This window comes from Pseudomonas sp. RIT-PI-o (assembly GCF_001297215.1).
Taxonomy (GTDB): domain Bacteria; phylum Pseudomonadota; class Gammaproteobacteria; order Pseudomonadales; family Pseudomonadaceae; genus Aquipseudomonas; species Aquipseudomonas moraviensis_A.
The window spans coordinates 236,845-254,386 of the sequence record NZ_LHPA01000021.1 but is presented as its reverse complement, the minus strand read 5'-3'; the positions used below and the strand labels follow the sequence as shown (position 1 = coordinate 254,386).

The following is a 17,542-nucleotide window of genomic DNA, read 5'->3' as shown; positions in this document are numbered from 1 at the left end:
CGCAGCTTAAGTGACCTTCAAGGCCTCGTGCAAATGCAATCCAGTCTGACCGAATGTGAAGTCGCCCAACTGCGTGCCTCGGCCTCCAAAGCCTGCGCGCTGCTCAAGGCCCTGGCCAATGAGGATCGCCTGCTGATTCTCTGTCAACTGACCCAGGGCGAACGCAATGTCGGCGAACTGGAAACCATGACCGGCGTACGCCAGCCGACGCTGTCCCAGCAGCTGGGCATTTTGCGTGACGAAGGGCTGGTCGCGACCCGCCGTGAAGGCAAGTACATTTTCTATGGCCTGGCGAGTCATGAGGTGATTCAGGTGATGAAAACCCTCTCGGGGCTCTATTGCGGAGCGGTACTCAAGAGCTGGGAACAGCCATAAATGCCAGCCCTCACACGCCCCTTGTAGGAGTGAGCCTGCTCGCGATAGCGGTGAAACAGTCAATGAAGATGTCGGCTGGTACACCGCTTTCGCGAGCAGGCTCACTCCTACAGGGGTTTTGTGTGAAGGCTGAGAAATCCTTGCGTGCAGCAAAAGGAACAAGCAATGAACGATCAACACTGGGGCCCATCCATCAGTGCGGACATCGTGGTCATCGGCGGCGGGACGGCCGGCATCGGTTTTGTCGCCAGTCTGCTCAAGCGTGACCCGCACCTCAACGTCACAGTCATCGAGCCCAGTTCACAGCACTACTACCAACCGGCCTGGACGCTGGTTGGCGGTGGCGCATTTGATGTGAAAGACACCGTCAGGCCGATGAGCAAAGTCATGCCGCGTCAGGCAACGTGGATTCAGGCGAGCGTCAGCGCCATTGACCCGGCTCAGCGTCAACTCACCCTCGATGATCAGCGCACCGTCAGCTACCAGAATCTGATCGTCTGTCCCGGCCTGCGCCTGGCCTGGGAGAGAATCGAAGGCTTGCAGGAAAGCCTCGGCCAGCACGGTGTCACCTCGAACTACAGCTACCAACATGCCCGGTACACCTGGGATCAAGTGCAGAAACTGCGCGATGGCCGGGCGCTGTTCACCCAGCCGGCGATGCCGATCAAATGCGCCGGCGCGCCACAAAAAGCCCTGTATCTCTCCTGCGATCACTGGCGCAAATCCGGGGTGCTGCGCAACATCAAGGTTGAATTCAACCTGGCCGGGGCCGCGCTGTTTGGCGTGCCGACCTTCGTCCCGCCGCTGATGAAGTACATCGAACAGTACAACGCGCAACTGGCCTTCAACTCCAATCTGGTCAAGGTCGACGGCCCGGCAAAAACCGCGTGGTTCGAGATCAAGGACGCCGACGGCAACGTCACCCGCGAGGCGAAAAGCTTCGATCTGCTCCACGTCGTGCCGCCGCAGGTTTCGCCGGACTTCATCGCGCAAAGCGCTCTGGCCGACGCCGCCGGCTGGTGCGAAGTCAACCCGCACAGCCTGCAACATCCGCGTTATCCCGAAGTGTTCGCACTCGGCGATATCTGCGGCACCAGCAACGCGAAAACTGCAGCGGCGGTGCGCAAGCAGATTGTCGTCGTTGCGCAAAACCTCCTGGCCGCGCGCAAACAACAGCCGCTGCCGCTGAAGTACGACGGCTACGGCTCGTGCCCGCTGACGGTGGAGAAGGGCAAGGTGATCCTTGCCGAGTTCGGCTATGCCGGCAAACTGCTGCCGACCTTCCCGCTCGACCCGACCGTGCCGCGGCGGTCGGCGTGGTGGCTGAAAGCGACGCTGCTGCCGTGGTTCTACTGGCACGGCATGCTCAAGGGCCGCGAGTGGCTAACGCGTCTGTCCAGGGTCGACTGAGAAAACCCTATGTTGCTGGCAAGTCTGTTTGGCGTGGTGATGGGGTTGGTGCTCGGTCTGACCGGCGCGGGCGGCGGGATTCTCGCGGTGCCGGCGCTGGTGCTCGGGCTTGGCTGGACGATGACGCAAGCGGCGCCGGTGGCCTTGTTTGCGGTCGGCAGCGCGGCAGCGGTCGGGGCAATCGATGGTTTGCGCCATGGCCTGGTCCGTTACCGCGCGGCGCTATTGATTGCGGCCCTGGGCGCGGTGTTTTCGCCGCTGGGAATCTACTTCGCGCATCAGTTGCCGGAGAAGGTTCTGATGATCCTGTTCAGCCTGCTGATGGTCATGGTTGCCTGGCGAATGTTCAGAAGAGACCGTCAGCAAGCGGGGCCGAGCGATCACGGGCATGCCAGTTGGGGCCAGAAGAACTGCATGCTCAACGAGCAGACCGGGCGCTTCGACTGGACCGCCAAATGCACCGCAACTCTCGCCGCACTGGGGGCGATTACCGGTGTGGTCTCGGGATTGCTTGGCGTCGGTGGCGGGTTCCTGATCGTGCCGGCGTTCAAGCAACTGACCGATGTGCAGATGCGTGGAATTGTTGCGACATCGTTGATGGTGATCAGTCTGATTTCAGCGATCGGGGTGATCGGCTCGTTGCATGCGGGCGTACGCATCGATAGCCAGGGCGCCGCGTTCATCGTCGCGAGCATCGTCGGCATGATCATCGGCCGCAGGCTGTGCGCACGGGTGCCGGCGCGGGCGTTGCAGGTGGGGTTTGCCAGTGTCTGTCTGGTGGTGGCAGCCTGCATGCTTTTTCGGACCTGAAACACTTCTGGGGCGAGGGTGTTTCCCCCCGCGGGCCGGCGCACCAGGCCTTTTTTAAAAGGGCGCCCGCTGCGCGCCCGGGGGGGAGCAACCCCCCCGCCACAGTCACATTGTTACAACACCAGGTGCGGCAGCCACAGCGACAGAGCCGGAATGTAGGTAACCAGCATCAGCACCAGGAACAGCACGGCGTAGAACGGCAGCAGGGCTTTCACAGTGCTTTCAATACTGACCTTGCCGATGGCGGAGCCGACGAATAGCACCGCACCCACGGGCGGTGTTATCAATCCGATCCCCAGGTTGACCAGCATGATCATGCCGAACTGCACCGGATCGACGCCGATGTCCAGAATCACCGGCATCAGGATGGGCGTCAGGATCAGGATCAGCGGCGCCATGTCCATCACCGTGCCCAACAGCAGCAACATGACGTTGATGCACATCAGGATCACGTAACGGTTGTCCGACAGGGTCAGGAACGCCGTGGTGATCTTCGCCGGAATCTGCATCAGGGTCATGATGTAGCCGAAGCTGGCGGCGAAGCCGATCAGGATCATCACGATCGAGATCGTCCGCACGGTGCGGTGCATCAGCTTGGGCAGTTCACGCCACTTGTAGTCGCGGTAGATGAACATGGTCACGAAGAACGACCACACCACGGCAATGGCGGCCGACTCGGTCGCGGTGAAGACCCCGGAGAGAATACCGCCGAGGATGATCACCATCGCCATCAGGCCCCAAAGGGCTTCGCCGACGATTTTCAGCGCCTGGCGCATCGGGATCACTTCACCCTTGGGGTAGTTGCGCTTTTTCGCGAAGATCAGGCACAACACCATCAGGCACGCGCTCATCAGCAAGCCCGGCACGATGCCCGCCATGAACAGCGAGGCGATCGAAACGGTACCGCCTGCGGCCAGCGAGTAGAGCACTGAGTTATGACTTGGCGGGGTCAGCAGGGCCTGCACCGAACCGCTGACGGTCACAGCGGTGGAGAAGTCGCGCGGATAACCCTTGCGCTCCATTTCCGGAATCAGCACCGAACCCACCGACGCGGTGTCGGCCACCGACGAACCGGAGATCGCACCGAAGAAGGTCGAGGCGACGATGTTGACCAGTGACAGGCCACCACGGACGAAACCCACCAGCACCCCGGCACACGCCACCAACCGCCGGGACATGCCGCCCTCGGCCATGATCGCGCCGGCGAGGACAAAGAACGGAATGGCCAGCAGTGAGAACTTGTTTACCCCGCCGGCGACTTGAATCATTACGGCCTGGAAGGGGATGTCGATCCACCACGCACCGATCAGCGCGGCGGCGCCGAGGGCGTAGGCGACCGGCATGCCGATCAGGATCAATACGATAAAACTGCCCAGCAGAATCAGAGCGTCCATTAAACGGCACCTTCGCTTTCTTCAACCAGATCGAACTGCACGACCCGACGCTTGCTCTGGTCACCGAGAAACAGTTTTTCCAGGACAAAAACCAGGGTCAGCAAACCGCCCACGGGAATCGGCAAATAGGTCACGCCCACCCGCAGGGTGGGCAGGGACGCCATGAACTGGTTCCAGGTGGACATGCACAACTTGAATCCCCAGATCGTCATGAAAATGCAGATCAGGGCCATCAGCAGTTGGGAAAATATCGACGCGGCGCGGCGCAGATGCGGCGGCATGCGGTCGGTCACCATGGCCACGGCCATGTGCGCACCGGCGCGGTAGCTGGCAGCGGCGCCAATAAAGGTGAACACGATCATCAGCAGAATGGCCGTTGGCTCGGGCCAGCTCGAACCGGTACCCAGCACGTAGCGGGCAAACACGCCCCAGGGAATCATCAGGGAAACTGCCAGAACGGAAAGGCCGGCCACCCAGATGCAGGTCATGTAGATCTTGTCGTTGATACGCAGCAGCAAATTCTTCATCGGGTTTCACCGTAACCGGGCGCGCCTCGAACATCCGGCGCGCCGGGCCTTATTCATGAGTACGGAGCGGGAGGCGTTACTGAACGGCTTCGATTTTCTTGATCAGGTCGGCATACGGCGCACCGTACTTGGCCCGCACCGGTGCAGTGGCGTCGTAGAAGGGTTTTTTGTCGACCGTGATGAACTCGACGCCGGCGGCCTTGAGTTTTTCTTCACTGGCAGCGGACTTCTTGTCCCACAGCTCGCGCTCTTCAGCCTGGGCAGCCTTGGCGGCTTTCTTGACCAGTGTCTGTTGATCCGGAGTGAGTTTCTCCCAGGTGATTTTCGACATCACGATAGGCTCTGGCAGGATCAGGTGACCGGTCAGGCTGTAGAATTTGGCGTTCTGGAAGTGGTTGTGTTCGAGCAGGGTCGGCGGGTTGTTTTCCGCGCCGTCGATCACGCCGGTTTGCAGGGCGCTGAAGATCTCGCCGGTGTCCATGGCGATCCCGTTGGCTCCCATGGCGTTCATCATCTCGATGAACATCGGGTTGCCTTGCACACGAATTTTCATGCCCTTGAGGTCTTCGAGCTTGCGCACCGGTTTTTTGGTGTAGATGTTGCGCGTGCCGCCGTCCATCCAGGCCAGGGCCACCAGGCCGAATTCCGAGTTGGTGATCTTGTCGAGGATCTCATCGCCCACCGGCCCATCGATGACATTGCGCATGTGCTGGTGGTCTCGGAAGATGAACGGCATGTTGAAGACGTTCACGTCCGGTACGACAGGGCCGACGATCCCAAGGCTGACCCGGGACATCTGTATCGCGCCGACTTGCATCTGCTCGATGACTTCCTTTTCAGAACCCAGCACACCGCCCGGGAAGTACTTGAAAGTCAGCTCGCCGTTGGTCTCTTTGGTCAGCATTTTGCCCATGCTTTCTTCCGCCACCGTGGTTGGATAACCCTTGGGGTGGATGTCGGCGACTTTAAGTTCCAGTGCCTGAGCGGCGCTAGCGAGGGTAAATATCAGCGGGAGTGCAGCGGCGAGCAAGGTGCGTTTGAAGTTCATGGGGGTGAGTCTCCAGTCTTGTTATTTTTGTGTTCAAGGCGCAGCGGTGCAGCAGAAGGTCTAAAGCAGATCGTTGAATTCAGGTTCGGCGAGGCCTTTGATCCCGGGCTTCAAGGCGAACACGCCGCCGGCCAGGGATTGCGGATCGAGGTCATCGCCGGGGCGAATCGAGGCGACAAAAAGAGTGTCGAAGTTGCTGCCGCCGAAAGCGCACATGGTCGGTTTTTTCACCGGTACTTCCAGCGAGAAATCGAGGCGACCGTCCGGGGCGAAACGGTGAATCAGGCCGGCGTCGTTGGCACAGATCCAGTAGCAACCTTCGGCATCCACGGCGGCGCCGTCGGGGCGGCCGGGGAAGTGGTTCATGTCGACGAAGATGCGGCGATTCGATGGCGTACCGGTTTCGGTGTCGTAATCGAACGCCCAGATCAGTTGCACGTTGGGGTGCGAATCCGACAGGTACATGGTTTCGCCGTCAGGACTGAAGGCGAGGCCGTTGGGCACGATGAAGCCATCCAGCTGCGCTTCAACCACGCCAGCCTGCCCGGCGCCGAAGCGGTACAGCCGGCCTTCGGGCGCATTCAGGCCCATGTTCAAGACCATGCTGCCGGCCCAGAAACGCCCCTGGCGGTCGCAACGACCATCGTTAAGGCGCATGTCCGGGCGGCTGTGCTCGACGGTGGCGAGCAATTCGCTGTCGAGGCTGCCGTCGCTGTGCGCGTGCAGGCGAAAGAAACCGCCTTGCATACCAGCGACCCAGCCACCGCTGCGGTGGCGGGTGATGCAGGCGAGCATTTCCGGGGCTTTCCACGAGGCAACGTGGCCAGTGTCGGCGCTCCAGCGTTGCAGCCCGCCGTTGGGAATATCCACCCAGTACAGCGCGTTTTCCTGCGGCACCCAGACCGGGCTTTCACCGACCGCGTTGCGGGCGTCGACGATCAATTCGGCTTGCATACTCATTCCCTTGGTTTTTATTGGAGGGGGATCAAGTCGAGCGATCAGTCGCCAAACGGGCCTGCTGCAACGAACGCGCCGCCCTGATAGATCCGCGCCGGATCGTCATCGGCCGGCATCGGCTGGGCTTCGACTTTGTCGCGGAACACTTCCGAGCTGTCCCTGGCTTCGAAACCGAGGTGGCTGGCGTAGCGGTTGTCCCACCAGACCTCCTTGTTGGCGGACATGCCGTAGACCACGGTGTGACCGACATTCGGTGTGTACAGCGAGCGTTCGAGCAGTTGCGTAAGGTCGTCGAAGCTCAGCCAGGTGTGCATCATCCGGCGGTTCTGCGGCTCGGGGAACGAGGAACCGATGCGGATGCTGACGGTTTCGATGCCATAGCGATCGAAGTAGAAACTCGCCATGTCTTCGCCGTAGGACTTGGAGAGGCCGTAGTAACCGTCAGGACGGCGCGGGGAAGTGGCGTCGAGGTTTTCGTCCTGCTTGTAGAAGCCGATGACGTGATTGGAGCTGGCGAAAATCACGCGTTTGACGCCATGGCGGCGCGCGGCTTCGTAAATGTGGAAGACGCCGCAGATGTTCGCACCGAGAATTTCTTCGAACGGCCGCTCGACCGAAACGCCGCCGAAATGCAGGATCGCATCGACGCCTTCGACCAGTTGATGCACGGCTTGTTTGTCGGCGAGGTCGCAGAGCACGATTTCTTCATGTTCATCGACGGCTGGGGCGAGGGCGGCGATATCGGACAGGCGCAGCACGTTGGCATAAGGGCGCAGGCGTTCGCGCAGGACTTTGCCCAGGCCTCCGGCGGCACCGGTCAGCAGCAGGCGATTGAAAGGTATGCGGGGGGTAGAAGTAGACGTCATGGCAATCCCTGGACACATTGTTATTAGGTTTGTTGTAGGTTGTCGTATGACTGCGCGGAAGTATCGATAGGGTTTCCGGATCTTGTCAACGCGACTTTTGGTGTAGATGACGGAAGGCGGAAAGGTGTTTTTACAGTTGCTTCGCCTTGAAATGCATTTCCTTGTAGGAGTGAGCCTGCTCGCGATAGCGGTGCATCAACTGACATTTGCTCTGACTGATATACCGCTATCGCGAGCAGGCTCACTCCTACAGGGGGTCGGTGTCGCCTTGGAAATTACAACAATGAAATCGGATAGCTGATGAAGATCCGGTTCTCGTCAAATTCGTTGGTGCTGAAATCCCGGCGGATGGTCGCATTGCGCCATTTCACGTTGAGGTTCTTCAGCGGGCCGCTCTGCACGGTGTAGGCCAGTTCCGATTCGCGGCCCCATTCCTTGCCGTCATTGGTGGTCGCGGTGTGCACGTTATCGCCGCTGATGTAGCGGTTCATCAGGGTCAGGCCAGGCACGCCCAGCGCCACAAAGTTGTAGTCGTGACGCAGCTGCCAGGAGCGCTCCTTGGCGTTGTCATAACTAGCGTTGTAACTGTCGTTGGCCAGGGTGCCGCCGCTGGTGCCGTTGACGCGCATCCAGGCATCGTCGCCGGTGAGTTTCTGCAGGCCGACGTAGAAAGTGTGGCCGCCGTACTTGGCAGAGAGCAGGGCGAACGCGGTCTTGTTGTCGAGGTCGCCGGCCTGGGCGCTGCCGTCTTCCTTGCCGGTGAAGAAACCGAGGTTGGCGCCCAGCGTCCAATCGCCCATCGGCTGGCTGTGGCTGAGGTTGAAATACTGCTGCTGATAGATATCGGTAAGCTCGGCGTACCAAACGCCGACCATGGTGCGTTTCTCGTTGAAGGTGTATTCGCCGCCGCCGAAGTTGAAGCGATCAGAGGTGAATGCACCGCGGCCGTTCATCGACATGTCTTCCATGCTCGCGTCGTTGCGCGGGCTGTTGCCCCGGAACTGGCCGCCGTAGACAGTCAGGCCGTTGATCTCGGTGGAGGTGATCTGGCCGCCGCGAAAGGTCTGCGGCAGGGAGCGGCCATCGTCGGAGCGCAGGATCGGCAGGACCGGCATCCATTCGCCGACCTTCAATTCGGTCTTCGAGACTTTGGCTTTCAGCGCCACGCCGAGCCGGCCGAAGTTGTCGGCCGGGCGCCCGTCATCGTGGATCGGCAACAGCTGCGTGCCGCCAGTGCCTTTGCCGCCATCGAGCTTCTGCGAGTACAGGCCAAGGATGTCGAGACCGAAGCCGACGGTGCCTTGGGTGAAGCCGGATTTGGCGTCGAGGATGAAGTTCTGCGTCCACTCTTCAGCCTTGCCCTGGGGATAGGCCGGGTTGACGAAGTTGCGGTTGAAGTAGGCGTTGCGCAGGTTCAGCGTGGCTTTGCTGTCTTCGAGAAAGCCTTCGGCATCGGCGCTCATTGGCAGGGCGAGGGCGAGGCTGCTGCAGCCGAGCAGGCTGAGGGTCGAACGCGGCTTGAAAGTGGCAAAACGTGGAGGGCGGACGGAATTGCGGGCGAGTGTGCTCACTGTGACGCTCCCTGATTCGTTTGTTGTTTTTATTATTTGTCATACGTCGTCGTACAACATCGCTGGGGATATTTCCCAGATTTTCGAGGATTGTCAACTGGAAGTTATACGATCACTCGTCCAGCCACGCATTCTCCACTGTAGGAGTGAGCCTGCTCGCGATAGCGGTGTGTCAGCGAAGAAAATGGCGAGTGATTCACCGTTATCGCGAGCAGGCTCACTCCTACAGGGTTTTTTGTTGTCCATGGAAAAGTGTGCTGCAAAGAAATATGCGGCAAACTTCCCTCACACCCAGCACCAGGCCGATCCATGGATAAGTACGCCCCGCGCAACTGGCAACCTCACGAAAAGCCCAGCCTGCCCGGTTCGCCGTCGACACCACTGCACTCCACGCCCAAGCGCCTGGCGTACGCGGCGGTCGGTGTGCTGGTGGCGGTGACTGGTGGGCTGGGGAATTCGCTGGTGGTCGCCAACCTGCCTTATCTGCAAGGCTCGCTCGGCGCGACCACTGCGGAAATGGCCTGGCTGCCGGCCGCCTATGTGATGACCAACGTATCGATGAACCTGCTGCTGGTGAAGTTTCGCCAGCAGTTCGGCTTGCGCGCGTTCACCGAAGTGTTCCTGGTGCTCTATGCGCTGGTGACCTTCGGCCATCTGTTCGTCAACGATCTCAATTCTGCGGTGGCGGTGCGTGCTGCCCACGGCATGGTCGGCGCGGCGCTGAGTTCGCTGGGGCTGTATTACATGGTCCAGGCGTTCCCGGCGAAGTGGCGACTCAAAGCGCTGGTACTCGGTCTTGGCACTTCGCAACTGGCGTTGCCGCTGGCGCGGCTGTTTTCCGAAGACCTGTTGCAGATCGCCGAGTGGCGCGGCCTCTACCTGTTCGAATTGGGCATGGCGCTGTTGTCACTCGGCTGTGTATTGCTGCTGAAGTTGCCGCCCGGTGACCGCTTCAAGACCTTTGAAAAGCTCGACTTCCTGACCTTCGCCATCCTCGCCACCGGTGTGGCGTTGTTGTGCGCGGTGCTGTCGCTGGGGCGCATCGACTGGTGGCTGGAGGCGGACTGGATCGGCGTCGCGCTCGCCTGTTCGATCGCGCTGATCATCATGGGTCTGGCCATCGAACATAACCGCAGCAACCCGATGCTGATGACCCGCTGGCTGGGCAGCGGCACGATGATTCGTCTGGCGCTGGCGGTGACCCTGATCCGCATGGTCACCTCGGAGCAATCCACCGGTGCGGTCGGTTTCATGCAGAACCTCAACATGGGCTATGAGCAACTGCACAGCCTGTACGTGGTGATGCTGATCGGCAGCGTCGCCGGGCTTGCCACCAGCGCGCTGACCATCGACCCCAAACACTTGCTGATGCCGTTGATCATCTCGCTGGCACTGATGGCCACCGGTTCGGTGATGGACAGTTTTTCCAACAACCTGACCCGCCCGCAAAATCTCTACTTCAGCCAGTTCCTGCTGGCGTTCGGCAGTACGTTTTTTCTCGGCCCGACCATGGTGTTCGGGACACGCAACGTGCTGACCAACCCGCGCAACCTGGTGAGTTTTTCCGTGCTGTTCGGGATCTGCAACAACCTCGGCGGGCTGCTCGGCGCGGCGTTGCTTGGCACGTTTCAGATCGTGCGGGAGAAGTACCATTCCAGCCACATCGTCGATCATCTGGTGATGTCCGATCCCTTGGTGGCCGCGCGCGTGCAGAGCGGCGGATCGGCCTATGGCGGTTTGCTGGCCGATCCGAGCCTGCGCAATCTGGCCGGGATCCGCAGCCTCGCCAATGCAGCGACACGCGAAGCGAACGTGCTGGCCTATAACGATGTCTTCATGCTGATCGCGGTCATTGCCGTACTGACCATGATCTGGCTTTCGATTCGCGCGTTGTGGCTGATGAGTACCACCAAAGCCATTGAGCCGACACCTTCCGTACCATCAAGCGGCGCCATTTCTTCATGACCGAACCGACCACCACAACCACTAACGCCATTGCCGCCACGCCTGAAGGTGAGGCGCCGCCATCGTCGGCCAATACCGCGCCGCGTTCGCTGCGGGTGCGGATCATTTCTTCGCTGGGCTTTGCCGCGATCGCCATCGTCGGCGTGCTGATCGTGCTCTATGCCTGGCAATTGCCGCCGTTCAGCAGCGCCGTGGAAACCACGGAAAACGCCTTGGTGCGCGGGCAGGTGACGATCATCGGCCCGCAGCTCAGCGGTTACGTGTTCGAGGTGCCGGTGCAGGACTTCCAGTACGTCAAGGCCGGGGATCTGCTGGTGCGTCTGGACGACCGCATTTATCAGCAGCGCCTCGATCAGTCGCTGGCACAACTGGCGGTGCAAAAGGCCGGGCTGGCCAACGTCGTGCAGCAGCGCAACAGCGCCGAGGCAACGATCAAATTGCGCCAGGCGGTGTTGGCCGACAGCCAGGCGCAGTTGCGCAAGAGCGAGGCCGATCTGCGCCGTAATCAGGAACTGGTGCGCGACGGTTCGGTGTCGAAACGCGAGTTCGACGTGACCCTCGCCGCCAATGCACAGAGCACGGCGGCAGTGGCGCAGGCCAAGGCCAATCTGGAAATCGCCCGGCAGGACCTGCAAACGGTGATCGTCAATCGCGGCTCGCTGGAAGCTGCGGTGGCCAGCGCCGAAGCGGCGGTGCAACTGGCACGGATCGATCTGTCGAACACGCGGATTGTCGCCCCGCGCGACGGCCAGCTCGGGCAGATCGGCGTGCGGCTCGGCGCCTACGTCAACTCCGGCGCGCAATTGATGGCATTGGTGCCGGATCAGAAATGGGTGATCGCCAACATGAAGGAAACCCAGATGGCCAACGTGCGTGTCGGGCAACCGGTGCGCTTCACCGTCGACGCCTTGAACCACCGCCGATTCACCGGCCATGTGCAGCATATTTCGCCGGGCACCGGTTCGGAATTTGCCTTGCTCCAGGCCGACAATGCCACTGGCAACTTCGTCAAGATCGCTCAGCGCGTGCCAGTGCGCATCACCATCGATCCCGATCAGCAGGAACAGGAACGGCTACGACCGGGCATGTCGGTGGTGGTGAGCATCGACACCGCAGCCGGCGACACCCAACCCCACTGATCAATGCATAACCCTGTGGGAGCGAGCCTGCTCACGAAAGCGTCGTATCAGTAACATTTCTTTATCTGACACACCGCTTTCGCGAGCAGGCTCGCTCCCACAGGATTAGTGCTCACGGGCTCTATTCACTCGGGCGAGGGGGTGACCCGGCAACTCTTGCGGTTGCGAATCTGCTCGTCGCTGGGTCGTTCGCGGACGAACTCGAAGCGCGGTTCGCCTTCGCTGTAATGCACCAGCCAGCCCCATTCCAGTTCGCTTTCGTTCTGCCCGGGTTGTGGTGGCCGGGCCCACCAGGGTTCTTTGCTGAGGATCTTGCGCATGGCAGCCTCCGGTTGATGGCAATCCATGAACTATAGCTTCCTGTCGCGAGTCGTCAGAACAGGCTGTGTAGAATCGGCGCGATCATGACGAACAAGGGGAGAGGGCAATGATTGATGGGGTGCGCAAGGATGAGCCGTCGAAGCGATTGTTTTTTGCTTTGGATTGCCCGCCAGCGCAGCGCAAGGCGATCGCCCAGTGGCGCGCGGAACTGGGCCTGCGAACCGGAAAACCGGTACCAGCGGACAACTTTCATCTGACCTTGCTGTTCCTCGGCGCGGTGCCGCTGGCGCAGATTCATGGCGTCTGCGAAGCCGCCGGCAGTGTGCGCACGCCGGGGGAAGCGTTGCGGATTTCGCTGGATCGCTTGCAGGTCTGGCATCGCGCCGGTGTCCTGTCATTGGCACCGGAGCAGGCGCCGCCGGGATTGTTGCGCCTGGTCTATGCGCTGGAGCAAGCGATGCTGCCGTTCGGTTTTGAAGAACCCACCCATGAGTTCCGCCCGCACCTGACCCTGGCTCGCGAATACCGTGCGCCGGAGCCGGAAGCGGGCACGCCGCCGGAGTTTTTCCTGCGCGCTGAACGCTTCGCCTTGTTCGAGTCGCACAAGGGCCGCTATCGGGTGGTGCAGGACTGGCCGCTGATCTGAGCGACAAAAAAGGCGCCCGAAGGCGCCTGCACATTCACCCGGGCCGAGAGAGCCGGGTGAGGCCGTTCAGAGCAGGGGGCGGCGGTGGTAAGGCGCTGCGTGAACGGGAAACTTGTGATTCTGTCTGGCATAACGCCGAACCACTGTAGGAGTGAGCCTGCTCGCGATGACGTCAGCACATTCACTATCGAAGCTGGCTGAAACACCGCTATCGCGAGCAGGCTCACTCCTACATGTGGATCACTGGTGTGCTTATTTCCCGAGCTTCACCCGCGTCCAGCCGCGCGTCATGATGCGCTGTGTGGCAATCGGCTGATCCGGTACGGCATACAACGTCGCCATCACCGCTTGCGATGGATACGAGCCCGGTTCATTGCGGATCGCTTCGTCCACCAGTGGCGTGGCCGCTGCGTTGGCGTTGCTGTAGCCGATGCTGTTGGTGACTTCGGCGATGATCTCCGGGCGCATCAGGAAGTCCATGAACAGGTAGGCGTTGTCGACGTTCGCAGCGTCGCGCGGGATGGCGACCATGTCGTAGAAACTGCCGGCGCCTTCCTTGGGAATGCTGTAGTCGATCACCACCTTGTTGCCCGATTCCACCGCCCGTGCCTTGGCCTGCAGGACGTCGCCGGAGTAACCGACCGCTACGCAGATGTTGCCGTTGGCCAGATCGGAGATGTACTTCGAGGAATGGAAATACGCCACATACGGGCGGATTTTCATGAACAGCGCTTCCGCCTCGGCGATGTGCGCCTTGTCCTTGTCGTTCACCGGATAGCCCAGGTAGTGCAGGGCGGCCGGGAGCATCTCGGTCGGCGAATCGAGAAAACTGATGCCGCAGGCTTTGAGTTTTTCCGCGTTCTGCGGTTTGAACAGCAAGTCCCAGGAGTTGGTCGGGGCGTTGGCGCCGAGCACTTCCTTGACCTTGGCCGGATTGAAGCCGATACCGATCGAGCCCCACATGTACGGGAACGCGTGCGCGTTGTCCGGATCACTGGCGGAGGCGTTTTTCAGCAGTACCGGGTTGAGATTCTTCCAGTTCGGCAGCTTCGATTTGTCCAGCGTCTGATAGACGCCGGCCTTGATCTGCTTGGCCAGAAAACTGTTGGACGGTACGACGATGTCGTAACCGGATTTGCCCGCCAGCAGGCGCGCTTCGAGGGTTTCGTTGCTGTCGAAGACGTCGTAGGTCACGCGAATACCGGTCTCGTCTTCGAACTTCTTCACGGTGTCCGGCGCGATGTAATCGGACCAGTTGTAAACACGCAGCACCTTGTCGTTGGCCTGGGCGCCCATGACCATCGCGCCCATTAAGGACAGTGTCAGCAGAGTCCTGCCAAACATTTTCATCGGTACAACTCCCTTTTTCTTATTCAAAAACCCAACACAAAACATGATGTACACAGAACCGTTTTGGCGAGGGAGCTTGCTCCCGCTGAGCTGCGAAGCGGCCGCAAAATCTTGTGAGCGCTGCGCACTCAAGCGGGAGCAAGCTCCCTCGCTACAGGTTTTTTATAGTCCTTGAGTCAGGCTGTGGCCGCTGCGACACGTTGCGGCTGCCACGACTCATTCGCGGTCTGATCCATTGCTTCCTGGATCGCCCGTTTGCGATTGGCTTCCGCTTTGCGGCCGAAGTACCAGACGAGGAAAGTCACCAGCGACACCGCCAGCAGAATCAGGCTGGCCACGGCGTTGATCTCGGGTTTCACACCCAGACGTACCGCCGAGAACACTTCCATCGGCAGCGTCGTCGAGCCCGGCCCGGAGACGAAACTCGCCAGCACCAGGTCATCCAGCGACAAGGCAAACGACATCATCCCGCCTGCCGCCAGCGACGGCGCGATCATGGGGATGGTGATCAGGAAAAACACCTTGAACGGTTTAGCGCCGAGATCCATCGCCGCTTCTTCGATCGACAGATCCAGCTCGCGCAGGCGGGCGGAGACTACCACCGCGACATAAGCCGCACAAAAGGTCGTGTGAGCAATCCAGATGGTGACGATGCCTCGCTCCTGCGGCCAGCCGATCAACTGCGCCATCGCTACGAACAGCAACAACAACGACAGACCGGTGATCACTTCCGGCATCACCAGCGGCGCGGTCACCAGGCCGCCAAACAGCGTGCGACCCTTGAAGCGCGTGACGCGAGTCAGGACAAAAGCGGCGAGGGTGCCCAGCGCCACCGCAGCAATCGCGGTGTAGCAGGCAATCTCCAGCGAGCGCACCACCGAGCCCATCAGTTGCGTGTTGTCGAGCAGGCCGGCATACCACTTGATTGACCAGCCACCCCACACGGTCACCAGTTTCGAGGCGTTGAACGAGTAGATCACCAGAATCAGCATCGGCAGATAAATGAACATCAGGCCGAAGATCAGCATGAACCTGGAAAAGTTGAAGCGTTTCATCCCCGTGCCTCCATCTCTTTGGCCTGACTGCGGTTGAACAGCAGAATCGGCACAATCAGGATCAACAGCATCACCACCGCCAAGGCGGACGCCACCGGCCAGTCGCGGTTATTGAAGAACTCTTGCCACAGCACGCGACCGATCATCAGCGTCTCCGGGCCACCCAACAGTTCCGGAATCACGAACTCGCCGACCACCGGAATAAACACCAGCATGCAGCCGGCAATGATCCCGTTCTTCGCCAGTGGCACGGTGATCTTCCAGAAGTTGTTGAAGTTGCTCGAGCCCAAGTCCTGCGCGGCTTCCAGCAGGCTGTTGTCGTGCTTGACGAGGTTGGCGTAGAGCGGCAGAACCATGAACGGCAAATACGCGTACACGACACCTATATAGACGGCAGTGTTGGTGTTGAGGATCTCGATCGGGTGATCGGTGAGCCCGGTCCACATCAGGAACGCATTGAGCAAACCGTTGTTGCTGAGGATGCCCATCCACGCATAAACGCGGATCAGAATCGCCGTCCACGTCGGCATCATGATCAACAGCAGCAGGACGTTTTGCGTTTCCTTGCCGGTCTTGGTGATCGCGTAGGCCATCGGAAAACCGATCGCCAGGCACATCAGCGTGCTCAGTGCTGCGACCTTCAGCGAACCGAGGTAGGCCGACAGGTATAGCTCGTCTTCGCCGAGCAGGGTGTAGTTGCCGATGTTCAGCAGCAGCTGGAATTTCTGTTCGGCGAAGGTGTAGATCTCCGAGTACGGCGGGATCGACAGTGCGGCTTCCGAGAAGCTGATCTTCATCACCAGAAAAAACGGCAGCATGAAAAACAGGAACAGCCAGATGAACGGAATGCCGATCACCAGTTTTCGTCCGCTGGGCACCAGGCGCAGGAATTGCTGATTGAAGGTTCTCATGAGCGCAGTACCACGCCGCTGTCGTCTTCCCACCAGACGTAGACCTTGTCGTCCCAGGTCGGCCGCGCGCCACGGCGTTCGGCGTTGGCCATGAACGACTGGACGATCTTGCCGCCGGGCAGCTCGACGTAGAACACCGAGTGACCGCCGAGGTAGGCGATGTCGTGCACCTTGCCTTCGGACCAGTTGTAGCGGAACTCCGGTTGGCTGGTGCTGACGAGCATTTTCTCCGGGCGGATGGCGTAGGTGATCGACTTGTCCTGCACCGAAGTGCTGACGCCGTGACCGACGTAAATCTTCTGCTGCAAATCCGGGCTGTGGATGATCGCGTGGCCTTCCAGATCTTCCACCACGGTGCCGTCGAAGGCGTTCACGTTGCCGATGAACTCGCAGACCATGCGGCTGACCGGCGCTTCATAAATGTCGACCGGGCTGCCGATCTGCGCGATCCAGCCCAGGTGCATGATTGCGATGCGCTGAGCCATGGTCATGGCTTCTTCCTGGTCGTGGGTCACCATCACGCAGGTCACGCCGACGCGTTCGATGATCTCCACAAGCTCAAGCTGCATCTGCGAACGCAGTTTCTTGTCCAGCGCACCCATCGGCTCGTCGAGCAGCAACAGTTTCGGCCGTTTCGCCAGCGAGCGGGCGAGAGCGACGCGCTGCCGCTGACCGCCGGACAATTGGTGCGGGCGGCGTTTGGCGTATTGGGTCATGTGCACCAGACGCAGCATTTCTTCGACGCGGGCATCGATTTCACTGGCAGGCAAACGGTCCTGTTTGAGGCCGAAGGCGATGTTCTGCGCCACGGTCATGTGCGGGAATAACGCGTAGGACTGGAACATCATGTTGATCGGCCGCTCGTACGGCGGCATGTCGGTGATGTCCACGCCATCGAGCAGAATCCGCCCCTCGGTCGGCCGCTCGAAACCGGCGAGCATGCGCAGCAGGGTCGATTTGCCCGATCCGGAGCCACCCAGCAGCGCGAAGATTTCGCCCTGATGGATCTCCAGGGACACATCGTCCACGGCCACGGTTTCGTCGAACTTCTTGGTGACACGGTCGACTTTCACCAACACCTTTTTCGGTTGCTGATGACCTTCGAGTGCCTTCCGGTAAGTGCTGGAGGCGTTTGCCATGTGAAACTCCCAACAGGTTTCGTGTGCCTGGCCAACGTGGCCGGGCTTAAGTGGATTG

The 17,542-nt window shown here is 60.4% G+C and carries 17 protein-coding genes; 6 read left to right on the top strand and 11 right to left on the bottom strand.

What is annotated here, in order from left to right; genetic code table 11:
* The first annotated feature begins 33 nt into the window (after positions 1 to 33).
* From AEQ63_RS12165 to AEQ63_RS12155, 3 genes are all read left to right on the top strand, one after another.
* Entirely contained in the window at positions 34 to 375 is a 342-nt protein-coding gene (locus AEQ63_RS12165) for an ArsR/SmtB family transcription factor (RefSeq protein ID WP_008086967.1), read from the top strand.
* Between the two features lie 165 nt (positions 376 to 540).
* Positions 541 to 1,785 carry an NAD(P)/FAD-dependent oxidoreductase gene (locus AEQ63_RS12160; protein WP_064363567.1) on the top strand — a complete coding sequence of 415 codons (1,245 nt, stop codon included), beginning with the start codon at positions 541 to 543 and terminating at the stop codon, positions 1,783 to 1,785.
* Positions 1,786 to 1,794: 9 nt separating this feature from the next.
* Positions 1,795 to 2,595, top strand: coding sequence for a sulfite exporter TauE/SafE family protein (locus AEQ63_RS12155; RefSeq protein ID WP_064363566.1), 801 nt, complete (start codon positions 1,795 to 1,797; stop codon positions 2,593 to 2,595).
* Positions 2,596 to 2,708: 113 nt separating this feature from the next.
* On the opposite strand, the gene AEQ63_RS12150 is transcribed toward AEQ63_RS12155, so the two are convergent.
* The 6 genes from AEQ63_RS12150 to AEQ63_RS12125 form a co-directional block, all read right to left on the bottom strand.
* Positions 2,709 to 3,989, bottom strand: a complete 1,281-nt coding sequence (locus AEQ63_RS12150; RefSeq protein WP_042609302.1) for a TRAP transporter large permease — start codon at positions 3,987 to 3,989, stop codon at positions 2,709 to 2,711.
* Positions 3,989 to 4,516: a TRAP transporter small permease gene (locus AEQ63_RS12145; RefSeq protein WP_042609303.1), complete on the bottom strand. Its 528-nt coding sequence runs from the start codon at positions 4,514 to 4,516 to the stop codon at positions 3,989 to 3,991. The genes AEQ63_RS12150 and AEQ63_RS12145 overlap by 1 nt, the downstream gene beginning before the upstream one ends.
* 76 nt (positions 4,517 to 4,592) lie before the next feature.
* On the bottom strand, positions 4,593 to 5,564 hold the full coding sequence (locus AEQ63_RS12140; protein ID WP_042609304.1) for a TRAP transporter substrate-binding protein: 972 nt from the start codon (positions 5,562 to 5,564) through the stop codon (positions 4,593 to 4,595).
* A 60-nt stretch (positions 5,565 to 5,624) separates the two neighbouring features.
* On the bottom strand, positions 5,625 to 6,518 hold the full coding sequence (locus AEQ63_RS12135) for an SMP-30/gluconolactonase/LRE family protein (RefSeq protein ID WP_064363565.1): 894 nt from the start codon (positions 6,516 to 6,518) through the stop codon (positions 5,625 to 5,627).
* A gap of 44 nt (positions 6,519 to 6,562) precedes the next feature.
* The gene (locus AEQ63_RS12130; protein WP_064363564.1) at positions 6,563 to 7,387 is read right to left on the bottom strand and encodes an NAD-dependent epimerase/dehydratase family protein; all 825 of its coding nucleotides are present in this window, start codon (positions 7,385 to 7,387) and stop codon (positions 6,563 to 6,565) included.
* A gap of 275 nt (positions 7,388 to 7,662) precedes the next feature.
* The gene (locus AEQ63_RS12125; protein WP_064363563.1) at positions 7,663 to 8,958 is read right to left on the bottom strand and encodes an OprD family porin; all 1,296 of its coding nucleotides are present in this window, start codon (positions 8,956 to 8,958) and stop codon (positions 7,663 to 7,665) included.
* A gap of 309 nt (positions 8,959 to 9,267) precedes the next feature.
* Here AEQ63_RS12125 and AEQ63_RS12120 point away from each other — a divergent pair, with 309 nt between their 5' ends.
* Positions 9,268 to 10,923: an MFS transporter gene (locus AEQ63_RS12120; RefSeq protein ID WP_042609308.1), complete on the top strand. Its 1,656-nt coding sequence runs from the start codon at positions 9,268 to 9,270 to the stop codon at positions 10,921 to 10,923.
* Complete coding sequence (locus tag AEQ63_RS12115; protein WP_064363562.1) at positions 10,920 to 12,062, top strand: HlyD family secretion protein; 1,143 nt, start codon at positions 10,920 to 10,922, stop codon at positions 12,060 to 12,062. Before AEQ63_RS12120 ends, AEQ63_RS12115 begins: the two co-directional genes overlap by 4 nt.
* A gap of 125 nt (positions 12,063 to 12,187) precedes the next feature.
* Here AEQ63_RS12115 and AEQ63_RS12110 read toward each other — a convergent pair whose 3' ends face one another.
* Complete coding sequence (locus tag AEQ63_RS12110) at positions 12,188 to 12,382, bottom strand: hypothetical protein (protein ID WP_064363697.1); 195 nt, start codon at positions 12,380 to 12,382, stop codon at positions 12,188 to 12,190.
* A 107-nt stretch (positions 12,383 to 12,489) separates the two neighbouring features.
* Here AEQ63_RS12110 and thpR point away from each other — a divergent pair, with 107 nt between their 5' ends.
* Positions 12,490 to 13,029: an RNA 2',3'-cyclic phosphodiesterase gene (thpR, locus tag AEQ63_RS12105; protein WP_064363561.1), complete on the top strand. Its 540-nt coding sequence runs from the start codon at positions 12,490 to 12,492 to the stop codon at positions 13,027 to 13,029.
* 252 nt (positions 13,030 to 13,281) lie between these two features.
* On the opposite strand, the gene AEQ63_RS12100 is transcribed toward thpR, so the two are convergent.
* From AEQ63_RS12100 to potA, 4 genes are all read right to left on the bottom strand, one after another.
* Positions 13,282 to 14,379, bottom strand: coding sequence for a polyamine ABC transporter substrate-binding protein (locus AEQ63_RS12100; protein WP_064363560.1), 1,098 nt, complete (start codon positions 14,377 to 14,379; stop codon positions 13,282 to 13,284).
* Positions 14,380 to 14,555: 176 nt separating this feature from the next.
* Complete coding sequence (locus AEQ63_RS12095; protein WP_064363559.1) at positions 14,556 to 15,434, bottom strand: ABC transporter permease subunit; 879 nt, start codon at positions 15,432 to 15,434, stop codon at positions 14,556 to 14,558.
* The gene (locus AEQ63_RS12090; RefSeq protein ID WP_064363558.1) at positions 15,431 to 16,345 is read right to left on the bottom strand and encodes an ABC transporter permease subunit; all 915 of its coding nucleotides are present in this window, start codon (positions 16,343 to 16,345) and stop codon (positions 15,431 to 15,433) included. The genes AEQ63_RS12095 and AEQ63_RS12090 overlap by 4 nt, the downstream gene beginning before the upstream one ends.
* Positions 16,342 to 17,484 carry a polyamine ABC transporter ATP-binding protein gene (potA, locus tag AEQ63_RS12085; protein ID WP_042609314.1) on the bottom strand — a complete coding sequence of 381 codons (1,143 nt, stop codon included), beginning with the start codon at positions 17,482 to 17,484 and terminating at the stop codon, positions 16,342 to 16,344. The genes AEQ63_RS12090 and potA overlap by 4 nt, the downstream gene beginning before the upstream one ends.
* Positions 17,485 to 17,542: the final 58 nt, after the last annotated feature.